18 protein-coding genes and 1 tRNA gene are annotated in these 14,427 nt (G+C 39.2%); 12 read left to right on the top strand and 7 right to left on the bottom strand.

Annotation, left to right across the window (positions count from 1 at the left end):
- Window positions 1–71: 71 nt before the first annotated feature.
- Window positions 72–497 (top strand): hypothetical protein, encoded by a 426-nt coding sequence (locus FKV42_RS06235; protein ID WP_154809366.1) that lies wholly within the window; start codon window positions 72–74, stop codon window positions 495–497.
- A gap of 32 nt (window positions 498–529) precedes the next feature.
- On the opposite strand, the gene ftsA is transcribed toward FKV42_RS06235, so the two are convergent.
- Both ftsA and FKV42_RS06225 read right to left on the bottom strand, forming a co-directional pair.
- The gene (ftsA, locus tag FKV42_RS06230; protein ID WP_154809365.1) at window positions 530–1,885 is read right to left on the bottom strand and encodes a coenzyme F390 synthetase; all 1,356 of its coding nucleotides are present in this window, start codon (window positions 1,883–1,885) and stop codon (window positions 530–532) included.
- 12 nt (window positions 1,886–1,897) lie between these two features.
- Complete coding sequence (locus tag FKV42_RS06225; RefSeq protein ID WP_328287513.1) at window positions 1,898–4,021, bottom strand: thioredoxin domain-containing protein; 2,124 nt, start codon at window positions 4,019–4,021, stop codon at window positions 1,898–1,900.
- 264 nt (window positions 4,022–4,285) lie between these two features.
- On the opposite strand from FKV42_RS06225, the gene FKV42_RS06220 reads away from it, so the two are divergent.
- The 7 genes from FKV42_RS06220 (at window position 4,286) to FKV42_RS06190 (ending at window position 9,742) form a co-directional block, all read left to right on the top strand.
- On the top strand, window positions 4,286–4,981 hold the full coding sequence (locus tag FKV42_RS06220; RefSeq protein WP_196214068.1) for a PKD domain-containing protein: 696 nt from the start codon (window positions 4,286–4,288) through the stop codon (window positions 4,979–4,981).
- Between the two features lie 275 nt (window positions 4,982–5,256).
- Window positions 5,257–5,955 carry a 7-cyano-7-deazaguanine synthase QueC gene (gene queC, locus FKV42_RS06215; protein WP_154809364.1) on the top strand — a complete coding sequence of 233 codons (699 nt, stop codon included), beginning with the start codon at window positions 5,257–5,259 and terminating at the stop codon, window positions 5,953–5,955.
- Window positions 5,956–5,985: 30 nt separating this feature from the next.
- Complete coding sequence (locus FKV42_RS06210; RefSeq protein ID WP_154809363.1) at window positions 5,986–6,543, top strand: DUF366 family protein; 558 nt, start codon at window positions 5,986–5,988, stop codon at window positions 6,541–6,543.
- Window positions 6,543–7,259, top strand: coding sequence for a 7-carboxy-7-deazaguanine synthase QueE (locus FKV42_RS06205; RefSeq protein WP_154809362.1), 717 nt, complete (start codon window positions 6,543–6,545; stop codon window positions 7,257–7,259). The genes FKV42_RS06210 and FKV42_RS06205 overlap by 1 nt, the downstream gene beginning before the upstream one ends.
- Entirely contained in the window at window positions 7,256–7,603 is a 348-nt protein-coding gene (gene queD, locus FKV42_RS06200; RefSeq protein WP_154809487.1) for a 6-carboxytetrahydropterin synthase QueD, read from the top strand. The genes FKV42_RS06205 and queD overlap by 4 nt, the downstream gene beginning before the upstream one ends.
- Window positions 7,604–7,758: 155 nt before the next feature.
- Window positions 7,759–8,694 carry a nitrogenase cofactor biosynthesis protein NifB gene (nifB, locus tag FKV42_RS06195; RefSeq protein ID WP_154809361.1) on the top strand — a complete coding sequence of 312 codons (936 nt, stop codon included), beginning with the start codon at window positions 7,759–7,761 and terminating at the stop codon, window positions 8,692–8,694.
- Between the two features lie 76 nt (window positions 8,695–8,770).
- A complete protein-coding gene (locus FKV42_RS06190) occupies window positions 8,771–9,742 on the top strand; it encodes a methanogenesis marker 2 protein (RefSeq protein ID WP_154809360.1) in 972 nt (323 codons plus the stop codon).
- 109 nt (window positions 9,743–9,851) lie between these two features.
- Here FKV42_RS06190 and FKV42_RS06185 read toward each other — a convergent pair whose 3' ends face one another.
- The gene (locus FKV42_RS06185) at window positions 9,852–10,148 is read right to left on the bottom strand and encodes a hypothetical protein (protein WP_154809359.1); all 297 of its coding nucleotides are present in this window, start codon (window positions 10,146–10,148) and stop codon (window positions 9,852–9,854) included.
- Window positions 10,149–10,318: 170 nt separating this feature from the next.
- Here FKV42_RS06185 and FKV42_RS06180 point away from each other — a divergent pair, with 170 nt between their 5' ends.
- The 4 genes from FKV42_RS06180 to FKV42_RS06165 all read left to right on the top strand — a co-directional run bounded on the left by FKV42_RS06180 (window position 10,319) and on the right by FKV42_RS06165 (window position 12,163).
- Window positions 10,319–11,014 (top strand): radical SAM protein, encoded by a 696-nt coding sequence (locus FKV42_RS06180; protein WP_154809358.1) that lies wholly within the window; start codon window positions 10,319–10,321, stop codon window positions 11,012–11,014.
- Between the two features lie 144 nt (window positions 11,015–11,158).
- On the top strand, window positions 11,159–11,470 hold the full coding sequence (locus FKV42_RS06175) for a DUF5611 family protein (RefSeq protein ID WP_154809357.1): 312 nt from the start codon (window positions 11,159–11,161) through the stop codon (window positions 11,468–11,470).
- Window positions 11,471–11,509: 39 nt separating this feature from the next.
- Window positions 11,510–12,016 carry a chorismate--pyruvate lyase family protein gene (locus FKV42_RS06170; RefSeq protein WP_154809356.1) on the top strand — a complete coding sequence of 169 codons (507 nt, stop codon included), beginning with the start codon at window positions 11,510–11,512 and terminating at the stop codon, window positions 12,014–12,016.
- Window positions 12,017–12,091: 75 nt separating this feature from the next.
- Window positions 12,092–12,163 (top strand) — tRNA-Thr (locus tag FKV42_RS06165).
- 125 nt (window positions 12,164–12,288) lie between these two features.
- On the opposite strand, the gene FKV42_RS06160 is transcribed toward FKV42_RS06165, so the two are convergent.
- The 4 genes from FKV42_RS06160 to FKV42_RS06145 all read right to left on the bottom strand — a co-directional run bounded on the left by FKV42_RS06160 (window position 12,289) and on the right by FKV42_RS06145 (window position 14,413).
- On the bottom strand, window positions 12,289–12,639 hold the full coding sequence (locus tag FKV42_RS06160) for a hypothetical protein (RefSeq protein ID WP_154809355.1): 351 nt from the start codon (window positions 12,637–12,639) through the stop codon (window positions 12,289–12,291).
- 119 nt (window positions 12,640–12,758) lie between these two features.
- The gene (locus tag FKV42_RS06155; RefSeq protein WP_154809354.1) at window positions 12,759–12,914 is read right to left on the bottom strand and encodes a hypothetical protein; all 156 of its coding nucleotides are present in this window, start codon (window positions 12,912–12,914) and stop codon (window positions 12,759–12,761) included.
- A 576-nt stretch (window positions 12,915–13,490) separates the two neighbouring features.
- Window positions 13,491–13,901: a hypothetical protein gene (locus tag FKV42_RS06150; protein WP_154809353.1), complete on the bottom strand. Its 411-nt coding sequence runs from the start codon at window positions 13,899–13,901 to the stop codon at window positions 13,491–13,493.
- A 50-nt stretch (window positions 13,902–13,951) separates the two neighbouring features.
- Window positions 13,952–14,413, bottom strand: a complete 462-nt coding sequence (locus FKV42_RS06145) for a hypothetical protein (RefSeq protein WP_154809352.1) — start codon at window positions 14,411–14,413, stop codon at window positions 13,952–13,954.
- Window positions 14,414–14,427: the final 14 nt, after the last annotated feature.

The following is a 14,427-nucleotide window of genomic DNA, read 5'->3' as shown; positions in this document are numbered from 1 at the left end:
CAAATATCTGAATTCGGCTTTAGCTAAATATTTATGTTTTTAGGCCAAAATATATCCTAACGGAGGGGGTTATGGATATGCTTACAGATTTTAATTTGTTTTATCTGGACTTGTTTTTGCAGGTAATAGTAATTATATTACTCATCTTTGCAGTGAAAAAAGCATACACGAATCCCTATAACAAACACTGTAAATTCATAACCATGGCAATTGCAGTACAAATATTGTCAGTACTCATATTCATGGTACCATCCATATATTCTTTGTCTGGTATAATGATGACAGGTTCCTTTACATCCCTGATGTATCTGCATCACATATTGGGTTTGATTGTTATCGTGTTTTCAATATACATCAAATTGGCATTCAGTGGAAAGATCCCCTCGCTGATTTCACCACTTAAAATGATGAAGCCAACCCTGGTACTTTGGGCTCTGTCCTTGCTAGGTGGATTCACTCTTTACCTGGCTTTATGGGAAGGAATCAGCATTATCTGATTTTATGTGTTTTTCATTGGGTGAAAAATAGCTCATCTTCTGTCAACAATACGCTTTGGTCTGCCCTTGATACGGTAGAATTCCAGTTCTCCGGGTTTTACGTAGTTGAAAAGAATATTCAGGCTACTATCAATGTAAGCATTTTCAAGGTTCTTTTTGTAGGCAAAGAATGACCTGAGGAAATTCTCTTTGATTAGCTCTTTGTTACATCTTTCCGAATCATTGCATTCCATGCTTACTCTGAGGGTTGTTTCACCTTCATCATCTCCGCCGTAAAGGAATGCTTCATATTCTCCGGTGAGATATTCCATATTCTCTCTCTGGAAAACACCTTTTTCAATGTCTACCCGGTTAAAAGGTGTTCCTGCTGTCCAGAAAGTTTCAGCTTCTCTTTGAGGAGTCATAATTTTCATGTGTGTTCTTCCACAGGCACATTCTCCTCTGTCAAGAACAACAGTTGTATCTTCGGTGTCATAATTGAGAAGTACGTTCCCGCTTTTTGCTCCAACAGGCAGCAATGTGGTAAGAACAAGTCTGCCGCATTCGCCGTCCTTTACGAATTTGTCCATGCTGGGGTCGTAAACATCCAGGTGAACCAGATCTTCAGGTACGTGGAGGCCGCTGACATCGCTGCATTCTCCGCACATAGTTCCCTCTGTACTTCCATAATTGTTATAGACATTACAGTTCCAGATTTCTGCAACATATTTTCTGGTTTCCTCTGCAAAGCTTTCTCCGCCGATGATAAGTCTTTCAATGCTGGATTCTTCCGGCTTCATGCCGTTTTCTTTCATCCTTTTTGCAAGGCGCAAAAGCTTGAATGTACTGGCAACAATGGAAGTCGGTTTGTAGGATTCCATGACCCTGACAGGAAATGTACACTTACCTTCAGGGATCATTGTCATGCCAAGGTTTCTGGCTGCCAGTGTCATTGTATTTGCACCTACATTCATTCCATATGAAGCACAAACAACAACACGGTCATGCTCTCTGAATCCCTGTGAGACAAAGCATCTGGCATATTTTTCTGCATATCTTTCCCAGTCATCCCATGTTAAAAAGAACGCTTTTGGTGTACCGCTGGTACCACTTGTTTCATGTATCGTGAATACGTCCTTCCAGTCCACAGTTTTAAACCCAAAGTCTTCAGTGACAGGTGGCTGATTTTCACGAATAGTTTTTCCTGATATTATGGGAAGTTCCAGGAGGTCTTCATGTGACCTGATGTCAGATGGTTTTATTTTATGTTCAGTGAACCATTTCTTATAGAATAATGAATTTTCAGCAGCGTAATTAACAGTATATCTGATCCTTTCATCAATTAAGGAATCAAGTTCAGATCGTTCCATTGTTTCTATTTCCGGATTGTAGAACTTTCCTGTTGTCATTTGTATTACTCCTTAGATATGTGATAGTGCCTCTATCTGTTCTTTTATCTTTTCGATATCATTTAAAGGGAGCTTACAGGTGTGATTCTGACATATATGAACAGTTGTTTTATTGTCTGCCATCACCATGTCTCTGGTGTATGGCGCAATTTTGCTTATCCTATCAGAACTGTTCATGTCTTTTAATATCACAACTTTTTCAGGAATAAATCTTTCATTGATAAAATTTAATATTTCTCTGGTTTTGCTATCATTCTTCTCTCCGACAATCACTATTTCCACAGAGCCGTTGAGTGCAAGGTCAAGAGCTGACATAAACTGCGTATGTCCTGCCGGTGCTGACTTTACTTTTTCTGCAAAAACCCTGAGAGTTTTATCTACCAGCTCCTCAAGTTCAGTATTACCTGTTATCTTCGCAAGTCTTAGCAGGTTCATGATTGTTACTGAGTTACCGGATGGTATAGCACCATCATAAACTTCCTTGCTTCTGAATATCATTTCTTCCGCTTTATCAGATGTATGGAAGAATCCGCCATTTTCATCATCATTGAAGTGTGCAATCTGATAATCGGTCAGTTTCAGGGCATGTTCCAGATACTTGACATCAAAAGTAGTCTGGTAAAGTTCTATAAGTCCCCATGTGAAGAATGCATAATCTTCAAGGAAAGCATCGATTGCGACTTCACCATCACGGTACCTGTGCTTCATCTTCCCGTCGGTATCAGTCATGTTTTCCATGAAGAAGTTTGCAGCTTTCATGGCTGTTTTCATATAATTCTCGTTATCAAATGCCTGTGCAGCTTTACAGAATGCAGCGATGGTAAGTCCATTCCAGTCTGTGAGGATTTTATCATCTTTAGAGGGGTGTATCCTTTTATCACGTTCAGTGAATAGTTTTTTTCTTGATTTCTCAATGGATCTGAGGATATAATCCCCATATTCTCCATTCCAGATGCGTATATTCTGCATGCTCTCAGTTGTGTAGAGAATATTTTTTCCTGTCAGATTATTGCTATGTTCTTTTGTGAAGTTGCCTTCATTTCTTACATTAAAGATCTTTATGAATATTTCAGCCTGCTCTTTTCCCAGTATCTCTTCTATCTCTGCTGCAGTCCATACATAGAATTTTCCTTCTATGCCTTCGCTATCTGCATCTTCTGCGGAATAGAATCCTCCTTCTGAATATGTCATATCTCTTTCAATGTATCTCAGTATCTCTTCCGCAGTGGTTTTATATTCCATGTTTGCAGTTGCCTGATATGCTTCAGTGAGAGTAATTACCATCATGGCCTGGTCGTATAACATTTTTTCAAAGTGAGGCAGTAACCAGTGTCTGTCTGTGGAGTATCTATGAATTCCATAGCCTATGTGGTCGTATATACCTCCCATACGCATTGCTTCCAGTGTTCTTTCAACCATTTCCAGTGCAAGTGCGTTACCGCTTCTTCTCCAGTATCGCAGTAGAAATGTAAGATTGTGCACTGTAGGAAACTTGGGAGCTCTTCCAAAGCCTGCATATTCTTCATCAAAAATACTGTAAAGCTGATCAAATGTCTTTCCTGGAAGTTCTTTATTGATTAATCTAATATTTTTGCATTCTTTTCTATTGTTCTCTGAAACTGCATTAATTATGGCTTCAGCACTGTTAAGAAGTTCATGCCTTTTGTTTTTCCAAAGCAGGGATATGGCAGGCAGCAACTCAAGCATCCCTGGTACACCGTATCTGCTTTCTCTGGGAATATAGGTTGCAGCATAAAATGGCTTTTTGTCAGGTGTCATGAGTATCGTAAGCGGCCATCCTCCTCTACCGGTTATTGCCTGGCAGACTGCCATGTATACATTATCTATATCAGGTCTTTCCTCACGGTCAACCTTTACAGAAATGAACGATTCGTTCAAAAGTTCTGCAACTGAATCGTTTTCAAAGGATTCTTTTTCCATTACATGACACCAGTGGCATGTAGAGTAACCAATGGATAGGAATATTGGCTTATCTTTTTCCTTTGCTTTTTTGAAAGCTTCATCTCCCCATGGGAACCAGTCTACAGGGTTTTGAGAATGTTGTAATAGGTAAGGACTTTTTTCATCTTTGAGCTTGTTGTATTTATGATCCTGATGCATGTTGCTGTCATTCACTTATATTACTCCCTGTACTTATTTGTGTATTTATGCAATATGTACCTATAGGATTAGCAAAATTGATTAAGTGTTGAAAATCATTTTTTTTATGATCGTTTTTACTAGAATTCCGTGCATGATTTGTATTTCAACATTACAAATCAGATATATCATTATGAGTATGGCTTTAGGCAGTAAGCAAATATTTATATAGTACTCTCGCTTATGCGTAAATAAGTAACTATATTCCGTAACTACATTATGGAAAAAGGTGGTACAATTATGGACAGACGATTACTTTTACCCGTTATAGCTTTGCTATTGTCAGTTCTCTTGCTTGCAGGACTGATAAATTATCAGGGTGGTCAAGCTCAGGAATCTCCTGATGATGTTCCTGCTCCGGTTATTGAAGACAAGGAGCCTGTTGTTCAGGACAGCCCTAAAGCAAGTTCAGGTGATAAAATAGGTAGTGAAGAAGTTGTTGCTGCAAGTACACCAGCAGCAACAAGTGCACCAGCAGCAGCAAGTGCACCAGCAGCAAAGGATAAGAAGGATGATACCAGCGTTGCAGTCCAATCCTCTGTTGAAGATGACGTAATAGCAAATTTCACATGCACTATCAAAGGTCTCAACGTGACTTTCAATGATACCTCTGTGAATGCTGCTTCATGGGAATGGGATTTTGATGATGGAAATTTTTCCACAGATCAAAATTTCACAAATAGATATGCTCTTTATGGTGAATATAATGTCACTCTAATTGCATATGCGTCTGAATCTAATAGATTGAACAATGATTCAATAACACAGACAATTTATTTGACTGCAGATGCGGATGAAGCTGATGATTCTGGAGACGATTCAGATGATGACCCTAAAACTCCTGTAAGTACGCAGCAAGTTCCTGAGTTCCCAACTATTGCAATCCCAATGGTAGCAATTATTGGAATGGCTTTCATCTTCAGCAGAAGACAGTAAACTAACATCTGATTAAAACCGTAAGAGTACGGTTTTTACACTACTTTTTTTATTTGTTTTTCTTGTTTACTGTGATTTTCATTGTTATTACTTTCATTCCTTAATTTCTCATTAAGAATAGTCTCTTGATGCAGATTTTATCCTACTCTTATTTTTTGTAATTAATATTCTGTTTCTTTCATCGATGGTTTTTTATACATTCATATTCTTTAAGCAATCCCTCAGTATTATCTGAGTATTACTTATCATCAAATACTCTCTAAGGAGGAATCCCTATTACTGCAATTGCTTTGTTAAGTAGTGGTCTTGATTCAGTGACTTCCGTTGCGGCAGTCCTTGAAAAGACTGGCATAAAAATGGCCCTTATATTCAATTACGGGCAGCGTGCTGTTGAGCGAGAGATACAGAATTCCATAAAAGTCTGCGACCATTTTGGATTGGATTATCGTGTTCTCGATATTACCTGGATGCAGGAGATTACCAATACATCACTTGTGAACACAGATACCGATGTTCCAAAACTTAGTATGGAAGAGATATCCGAAGATGCTGATCCTTCCATAACAGTTGAATCTGCCAAGGCTGTATGGGTTCCAAACAGGAACGGTATTCTCATAAACATAGCAGCGGCCTATGCAGAAAGCATGGAGTGTGAGTATGTTATTGTCGGATTTAATAAAGAGGAAGCTGTCACATTCCCTGATAATTCCCCGGAATTTATCACTGCAATTGATAATTCACTTTCATATTCTACACAGAACGGTGTAAAAGTACTTGCCCCACTTATAGGTATGGACAAGAAAGAGATAGTTGCCAAAGCTATTGAACTGAAAGCTCCTCTTGAATATAGCTGGAGCTGCTACCACGGTGCTGATGTTCCTTGCGGAGAATGTGAAAGCTGCACCAGAAGAAGAAGAGCATTTGAAGCTGCAGGTGCCAAAGACCCTCTGCTTGTAAGGCTTGGTAAGCAATAGAAACTGTGACTTTGTGGTGTTGTGTTATTTATGGAATGGTTAATTCTTGATGAAAAAACGGATTATGACGGAAGCCAGATTTCTTCTCTCTGGGCTTATAATCTTGCAGACATCCAGGAAGATTCGATCATAGCTTTCAGAGGTGGCTGTGATGTTAAAATAGAGCACATGATAGACCTTGAGGATAAGAAACAGGGAGACATGATATTCTCCACTGATATGGTTCATTTTATCATCGAGCACTTTGATTCAACCGATCTGAAACTTATATATGCAAGACAGCGCCTGTTCACTGCAATAGTCAAAGAAATTCTTTCAGAATATCGCAATGATATTGTAAGGCAGGGCGATGATCTTTTTGTAGATGGCAAAAAGCTGACTGTATCCATCGCAAGCACATCAGCTGTCTCTCAGAAAATCCATTTTGGAATTAATGTTGTCCATGATTTCTATGGAAGTTTTGAAGACCTTGGACTTGGAAGCAATGATGTTGCAGGCGTAATGGAAAAAATTGCAAAACGATATTACAATGAATTCATTGATATTGAGAAGGATCTCAGGAAATCCAGACCACTGGATGTGATCTGATGCAGACATCTCTTAGTGAACTGTTCTGTTCAGTGCAGGGTGAAGGTCCGTATGTTGGATGCAGGCAGGCTTTTGTCCGATTTACCGGATGCAACCTGAAATGCAACTATTGCGACACTCCTGTTGAAGCTACAAAAGTCTGCAAATTTGAAGCTGAGCCTGGTTCTAATGAGTTTCTGGAACTTGAAAATCCATTGAGTCCTGAAAAGGTCAGTGAAATGGTCAATTCTTACTCAGGTTTGCACTCCGTATCTCTAACAGGTGGAGAACCACTAATGAATGCGGATTTTATCGATTTGCTTGAAACTGAAGCTCCACTGTACCTAGAGTCAAATATGACACTTCCTCGTATGGCTAAAAAGGTGAAGGATAAAATATCCTATGTTTCAGGTGATGTGAAACTGCTGTCATCTGAGTTGCTTGAAGATCCTGAACTGCATCTTGAAAGCACAATTGAGTGCTTCCGGGCTCTAAAGGTGACAAAGGACAGGGATTGTTTCTGTAAGATAGTTGTAACAAAGGACACATCTGCAGATGACATTGAAGGTGTTGTGGGAGCTATCTCCGGTTATATTTCCAGTTTGATACTGCAACCTGTAACACAGAAAGAAATGCAGCCAAAACCCGGTTTTTTGCTAAAATTGCAGGAATCTTTCCTTAATGATATTGATACACGAATAATACCTCAGACACATAAGATGTGGGGTTGTTTATAATGAAAATGAGACTTGGAATTGTTGATTATATTGATAGTGCCCACTATTTGCCAGGGCATGAGACATGTGGCATCGTTCACGGACACACTTACAAAACAGAAATTGTAATTGAAGGCGAAAAGAAAGAGACCGGTATGGTCATGGATTTCTATGAGATCAAGAAGGTCATAAAAGAAGTTCTTAAGGAGTACGATCATGTACTTCTCAATGACATACTGGAATTTCCAAGTGTTGAGAACCTGTGCGAACATGTGCATGCAAAGCTTTCTTCAAGGCTTGATTTTCCACTTTCAGTCAGGATGTGGGAAGGCAATGGTAAGTGGTGTGAAATAAGTACCATTTGAAGTATTATCTGAGGAATTATAAGGATATATAAGGAGTATGCGGAGTACTTTTGTTTATGTAAATTTGTCATAAGTTTACGCAAAAGTATATCTATTAGTTTCCCTTAAATTGAGCCGTGTTTATTGGAGCTGCATAGAGCTATAGGAGCTATATAATGGAAAATGAAAAAGCAGACGTTTGTGAAATAGAAATAAACAAGGATGAAGATGTCAAGAGAGTGATATCACAGCATCCATGTTATTCCAAAGAAGCCCAGCACAAGTTCGGAAGAATCCACCTTGCAGTAGCTCCGAAATGCAATATTCAGTGTAATTATTGTGATCGTAAGTTTGACTGCGTGAATGAGAGCAGACCTGGTGTTACCAGCGAAGTTCTGAGTCCACAGGCTGCACTTGAGAAGACAAAGCAGGTACTGGAAGCTTATCCTTTTATCAAGGTAGTTGGTATTGCAGGACCCGGAGATCCACTGGCTAACGATGAGACATTTGAGACATTTGAACTTATCAAGAACGAATTCCCTGATGTAACTCTATGTCTGAGTACTAACGGGCTGAATCTTCCTGATAAGATGCCTGAGCTTCTTAGGGTTGGAGTCAACACTTTGACAGTGACCATGAATGCCATTGATCCTGAAATAGAGGCACAGATGATCAGTCATGCAACTTATAAGGGAAAGGTTTACCGCGGTCTCGAAGCTGGCGAACTTATGGTGAAGAAACAGCTAGAAGGTATCAAGATGGCTGTGGAAGCAGGTCTTGTGGTAAAGATCAATACTGTGCTGGTTCCAGGTATCAATGACGAGCACATAATTGAGCTTGCAAAGAAGATCAATGAACTTGGTGTCTTTATTATGAATGTGATGCCACTTATCTGCCAGGCAAAGTTTGCTGACAGGACAGCACCTACGCCCGCAGAGTGTAAGGCTATTCAGAACCAGTGTGAACCATATGTCCAGCAGATGAGACACTGCCGCCAGTGCAGGTCTGATGCATACGGACTTATCGGACAGGACATGTCACAGATGAGTGAAGAACGCAGGAACATTATTAAGGTTGATATGAAAAAGAAGCATTCATGTGGAAAGGAGTAAGTCCTTTTCACTGAAACCTTTTCATATTATTTCGTCATTTTATTCTATTAATTCTATTAATTATGCAGGTGTTTTTTTGAATATCGAAGAGCTTGCGGTAAATTTAAGAAACTTTGAAGGCGTCACCAGAAAAAAACCGATAGCAGATATCGTAAGTATATTTGAGACTGTCAGGTCTGAATATGGTGAGGTCATAGATGACTTTGGTGATGATGCGGCTATCATCGATATTGGTAGCGATGATGTAATTCTGTTTGCAGCCGATGCCATATGGGGCAGGATCGTCAACAAGAGTCCATGGTGGACTGGTTATACTTCTGTTGTTGTCAACGTGAATGATATTTCTGCAATGGGAGGTCGCCCTCTTGCAATGGTAAATGTGATGGCTTCCAGTGATCTTGAATCCACAGAAGATATCATGAAAGGAATCCGCGATGGTATCAGTAAGTTCGGAGTTCCAATGGTCGGAGGTCATATGCATCCCGACACTCCATACAATTCTCTTGCAGTTGCCATAATCGGAATTGCAAAGAAGGATTGTGTAATCAGGAGTGACACTGCCCAGTCTGGAGATGTTGTGATTGTTGCCTATGACATGGATGGTCGTGTTGGGAAGAACTCGCCATATAGCTGGGATACCACATCTTTTAAGGATGCTGATGTCGTGCGTGAACGTTTCATGGTTATGCAGGAAATCGGGGAAAAGAAACTGGTAACTGCTGGAAAAGACATAAGCAACCCAGGTACAATTGGCACACTTGGTATGCTCTGTGAGGTTAGCAGGGTAGGAGCTTCTGTTGATCTTAGCAAGATTCCATGCCCTGAAGGTCTCGATTTTGAACAGTGGCTTAAGATATATCCTGCAACTGGTTATGTTGTTACTGCAAAGGCCGAGCACGCAGATGAGTGTGTTAAGGTTTTTGAAAATGCAGGTATAAAGGCTGCTGTAGTCGGTGAGATTAACGACAGCCAGGTAATTGATATTTATAATGACAATGGCAAAGCTGTAGTATTTGACTTTAAGGAAAGCGGAATAACAGGAATATGAATGGACAGCAAAATGCTGTCTTGTTCCTGAACCTTATTTTGGAAAACAGTTTAACCAGATCCAATTCTGGTTATGTATATTTGTTAATGGTAAGAGCACTCTACTTTACTTAACTCTCAATCCATGCCTGGAGTTCTTCATGCAGGAACTTCTCAGCAGCCTGTACTACTTCCAGTGTTCCTCTAAGGGCAATTAGTTCCCTTTCATCAGTATCTACGATCTTTACATTGATCTTTCTTTCAACGGGTTCGAGGTCGAACTCTTCTACAAGGTCATAGATAATGTATGAAGGAGTTCCAGGTGGTATGATAAGGTCATAGAGGTCTGTAAGATCCTGTTCTTCCGGTTTGTTTTCCTTCTTTGTTTTTGATCTTTCAAGATCTTCAAGAGTAAGTTTCCTTGTCAATATGATCACCGTCTTTCTGCTTTGATAGTGTGATACACATAAATAATAATCGCTTTGTCAGTTTCAGGGTAATACCGAATTTATGGGGTCTAACTATTAATACTGTTAGTTCTAAAAATATAGATAGTGATGATTATTTCAATATTGATATTGAGTGAAGGAGCTTATGAATGAGATTAATTGATCTATCAGATGCAAAAGGACAGATAAGGGTTGAGTTTGGCGGATGTAATATGAAATGTCCTTATTGCGTTCATATACATCAGCCTGTAAAAGAATGGACTCTGGATGAAGTATTGGATTATGCCAGTAAGTCTACAACTGAGAACGTATACCTTGGAGGTGCAGAGCCAACCCTGCAGAAAGATCTGCTTCCTTTAATTGAGGGCTTGCATGAGATGGAAAAACAAGTCATCCTGAAATCCAATGGTATGAAGCCCGATGTACTTGAAAAAGCTCTTCCATTTGTTTATGGATTTGTACTTGAGATCAAAGCACCGGGTGATGATGTAAAAGCAGTTATGGAAGTTACAGGAATGTCTGAAGAAAGGACACAGAAATACCTGAAACTCCTGAGTGAATCCATGGCCATTGCAAAGCAGAAATGGCTCAGGGTGTGGATACGTGTTATTCCGGAATATGTGAATGCTGAAACCATGCCTCGCATATTGCCAGACCTTGAGGGTGCTTCTGAAGTGATGCTCTACCAGTTTATGAGCAATCCTGATTTTGACTTGCCTTTCATGGGTCATGAAACACCAACACCTTCATGGAATGAATTAAAACAACTTGGAAATATGGTTCTTGAAAAGGTTCCTCAGGTAAGACTTGTAGGTGACAGGGGGAAACTGGTGCTAACCAGATAGTAGTAGAATTGGAGAGTTAAGGGGATTTTTCAGAATCTTTTAAAGCTCATTTTTATATTATTTAATATGTGTCTCAGGTTGCTTTTTATATATGCAAACCGGTACATTTATTCATTTGGAGAATGTTATATAGGGTTGATTGAAATGCAGGAATACAAGTTAAAGCGTGGTTTTAAACCCGATACGGATAGGATTCATGAATGCTTAAAAGAGGCTTTCCCAAGTGAAATCAAAGAAGAAGATGGTAAGTTCATTACTTCGTATGGTGTTCTTTCCAAAGTTACGGTATGGATAGAGGGTAAAAAACTTGCTGTAGATACTGAATCTGACACTTCCATGACAGATGATGAGCTTATTCTTGATTCTAATAAGCGTTTCAGGGATTTCCTTTACGCAGCTACAGGCTATACTGCTAAGGAGCGCCTGAAGCAGGCAAAGAAGGAAGTTTCCAAGTAATTTTCTTCTTTTTTTCTTTAAGTTCCCGGGGCCGTTAGTATGGACTTTCTCGAAAAACTGAAGAGCTTTGATATTCCAACCTGTCTGAGGGTCTGTGCAGGAACCGATGGTTCGGTTACTTTCCTGCTGGAGATCATGACCAAACACCCTACTGCTGTTATTACTGAGTATCAGCACATTATTCCTGCGGATAAGCAAATGGCTGAACTGTTCGATGTAAGTGTGGGTGCGGATATCAATGAGCGTGTGGTGACCCTTACCGCCGGTGATGTTCCATATGTGTTTGCCCGCTCTCTGTCAGCTATTGAAAATATGCCAGAGGGTGTACGCTCTGACATGATGAAAGCTGACATTCCAATTGGCAGGATTTTGCGTGACCACGATATTGAGACTCGCAGGGATTTTGAAAATATTGAGATTATTGAGGATGAGCCTCTGTTCGGAGCGCAAAAATTACTCTCGCGTTCTTATCGCATTGTCCATCACAGTGGTGTGTTGATGTGGATCAATGAGAAATTCCCTGTTGATGCACGCTGGTGCTTATAAATAACCTCTCTTCCAACCGAAAGCTTATTAATTGATTCTGTATATTAGGGGAGAGCACCCCAATACTTATTCTGTGCCTCGGTGGCTTAGGGGTATAGCGCGTCCTTGGTAAGGACGAGGCCGTGGGTTCAAATCCCACCCGAGGCTCTTTATAATATGGTTCAGAGCCTAACTACATGCATTTCCTTTAATAATGTTCCTCAATACAATTTCAGGATACAAATCACTTGATTGTGTTTCTTTACAAGGGTTATGGGCACCTATGTAATCACCTAATACCTGGGTAATCCATGTTCAATGATTGGATGAATTATCTCCACGAACCTGCGATTATTCTTTATGTAATAGCTTTTCTCATCTTCCGGATGAATAAATAGATTTGCAAGAGGACGAATGTAAGTTTCGTAGAACTGCGGGAAATTTTCGAGATTTGATTTTCTGGGGATATAGGATTCGAGGTAATGAACTCCTCTTTCAGAAAGTTCATTACGATACAAAGGCTGGCTTATTTTTTCGTAAATCAGGTGGGCTGTGCGATCCTCGAGGTTGAATATAAGAATTGGTTGTTGTGAAGGTACTTTAGATTCCGGATATGATTCAAGAGCAAAGTCATTTGTTATCATTTTCTGTTTCCTGTTGTTTTTGCAGTCTAATATATTGTTATATCTGATATTTCGCATTCAATTATTTGGTCGCAACTCTGGCTTCATGAATACCTTTTTCTCCTCCCATGTGTCGTCTACTACTCGTAGACATAGCCGCAAAATGAGTATACTCTGAAGTCTTTTGTATTTTCGGTATCATATTCTGCTTTTTCCTTATTGTTTTCTTCGGTCCTAACTCTTCCATTATTATGGTTGTATTCCTTTATTTGGTGTTTTCCTGAATCATGTACCATTCATTTTTTCTTATTAACACCGTTAATTTGTTCATTCCAAACGTAAACAGCGTTAATTTATTTCAAAACAGTTAAGTAATAGTGTGTGTAATAATAAACATCAACAACGCAAAACGAAGTAGTTAAGGTATGCTACTTGGCGGCAGCATGCCTTTTTCGTTATCACCCGTTTTTGCCTGTTGTCCCCCTGAACACTGATTTTTCAGTGTTCATACTTTTAATTAACTTCATTTGTTCTTGAGTGGTTTATGGATGACTCCAGGAATGTCGGATATAATTAAAAACAATAGTACATTGAAAAGAATAATGTGTTTAGTTTTAGGTCTATCTTGCTCTTTATATCCTACTTACAGCTTACTCAATTATTGCATCCTAAAAGGCATTCCCCTTTTCATTATTCTAACATAAACCACTATCTATCTACTCTTCTATTATGCAGAATATTTCTTTTATGGCGAAAGCGGAGAATCAAAAGTTCGAGTTTTTGAAAATTGGCAAACAAGCAAGACAAATCTATAGATACGTCTTGTTTGGATAAAAAATCAAAAAATGGAATGCCATTTTGTATGGTAAAAATCATGACCTATGTTTTATCATCCAATAGGAAATTGATGGCGCTGTTGCTGTAATTATTAACACAAGAATCCATATTCTTCCCTTAAACACATTATAATCTGCAAGAAGATGTTCCCATGTGTGACCTGCAATGTAATGACCGAAAAGAAACTCAAAAGCAACAGTCAGGCAGAGCCACATAAGTCCAATATATAAATAATCTTTTCTGGTACCTGTGGCACCTGAATATTTGAAAAAGAGATAGGAGAATGCTATAATAGTTATGCAGAATACAATTGTGCTTACCTGATGGGCAAGAAGTTCACCCAATTGCCGGGAGTAAAATGAATTCCTGATAATTCCATTGATTATTGCCAGAATTACAAGCATTATCCATGCACCAATTGAATAAAGATAGATGCTTTTCTGCATGGGTTATGATTGGTTTTAAGAGGTTATATCTTTTGGCTCTGTAGAAATCATTATCCGAAAAACAACTCATTATGCGGTTTTATTGCAATGTTGCTTTTCTGAACCATGTTCCCGTTCGTATCTTCAACGGACATACCTAATTCATACACAGAAGAAAGGTTTCTTTGAACTTCAATGACTATTGGCTTATCAACAGAAACATCCTCACATAACCTGTGGTTTCCAGTGGCTATTGTTGTGCCGTCTTCTTTTAGTTTATAGTCAGCATACAAATCAATAGGCTTTCCTGATGTACGTGGAACATATGTGAAGGTCAGGTGATCGTCATAACTGTAGCTTTTTGCAATCAAAAGGTCGTTCTCCAGGTCATCTCCACTTATATTAGTAACTTGCTCACCGCTCTTCTCAACAGTATTCACACTGAAATAAAAATTGCCAATTAGGAAAACTGCAATTATGAATACAATCATGACAATTAAGGAAATGATAATAAACTTCATTAATTTGCTCAAGTTTTACCTCCTCT

The sequence above is a fragment of the Methanolobus vulcani genome (genome assembly GCF_006546655.1).
GTDB lineage: Archaea > Halobacteriota > Methanosarcinia > Methanosarcinales > Methanosarcinaceae > Methanolobus > Methanolobus vulcani_A.
Note: the sequence above shows the minus strand (reverse complement) of the source record. Positions and strands in the feature narration are given on the sequence as shown.

Bases quoted from the DNA above. Each gene is read 5' to 3' on its own strand.
- FKV42_RS06210 (WP_154809363.1), top strand. From the start codon at position 5,986: ATGGAATGGTTAATTCTTGATGAAAAAACGGATTATGACGGAAGCCAG.
- FKV42_RS06175 (WP_154809357.1), top strand. From the start codon at position 11,159: ATGCAGGAATACAAGTTAAAGCGTGGTTTTAAACCCGATACGGATAGG.
- FKV42_RS06235 (WP_154809366.1), top strand. From the start codon at position 72: ATGGATATGCTTACAGATTTTAATTTGTTTTATCTGGACTTGTTTTTG.
- FKV42_RS06180 (WP_154809358.1), top strand. From the start codon at position 10,319: ATGAGATTAATTGATCTATCAGATGCAAAAGGACAGATAAGGGTTGAG.
- nifB (WP_154809361.1), top strand. From the start codon at position 7,759: ATGGAAAATGAAAAAGCAGACGTTTGTGAAATAGAAATAAACAAGGAT.
- FKV42_RS06220 (WP_196214068.1), top strand. From the start codon at position 4,286: ATGGACAGACGATTACTTTTACCCGTTATAGCTTTGCTATTGTCAGTT.
- FKV42_RS06150 (WP_154809353.1), bottom strand. From the start codon at position 13,901: ATGCAGAAAAGCATCTATCTTTATTCAATTGGTGCATGGATAATGCTT.
- FKV42_RS06155 (WP_154809354.1), bottom strand. From the start codon at position 12,914: ATGGTACATGATTCAGGAAAACACCAAATAAAGGAATACAACCATAAT.
- ftsA (WP_154809365.1), bottom strand. From the start codon at position 1,885: ATGACAACAGGAAAGTTCTACAATCCGGAAATAGAAACAATGGAACGA.
- FKV42_RS06160 (WP_154809355.1), bottom strand. From the start codon at position 12,639: ATGATAACAAATGACTTTGCTCTTGAATCATATCCGGAATCTAAAGTA.
- FKV42_RS06205 (WP_154809362.1), top strand. From the start codon at position 6,543: ATGCAGACATCTCTTAGTGAACTGTTCTGTTCAGTGCAGGGTGAAGGT.
- FKV42_RS06170 (WP_154809356.1), top strand. From the start codon at position 11,510: ATGGACTTTCTCGAAAAACTGAAGAGCTTTGATATTCCAACCTGTCTG.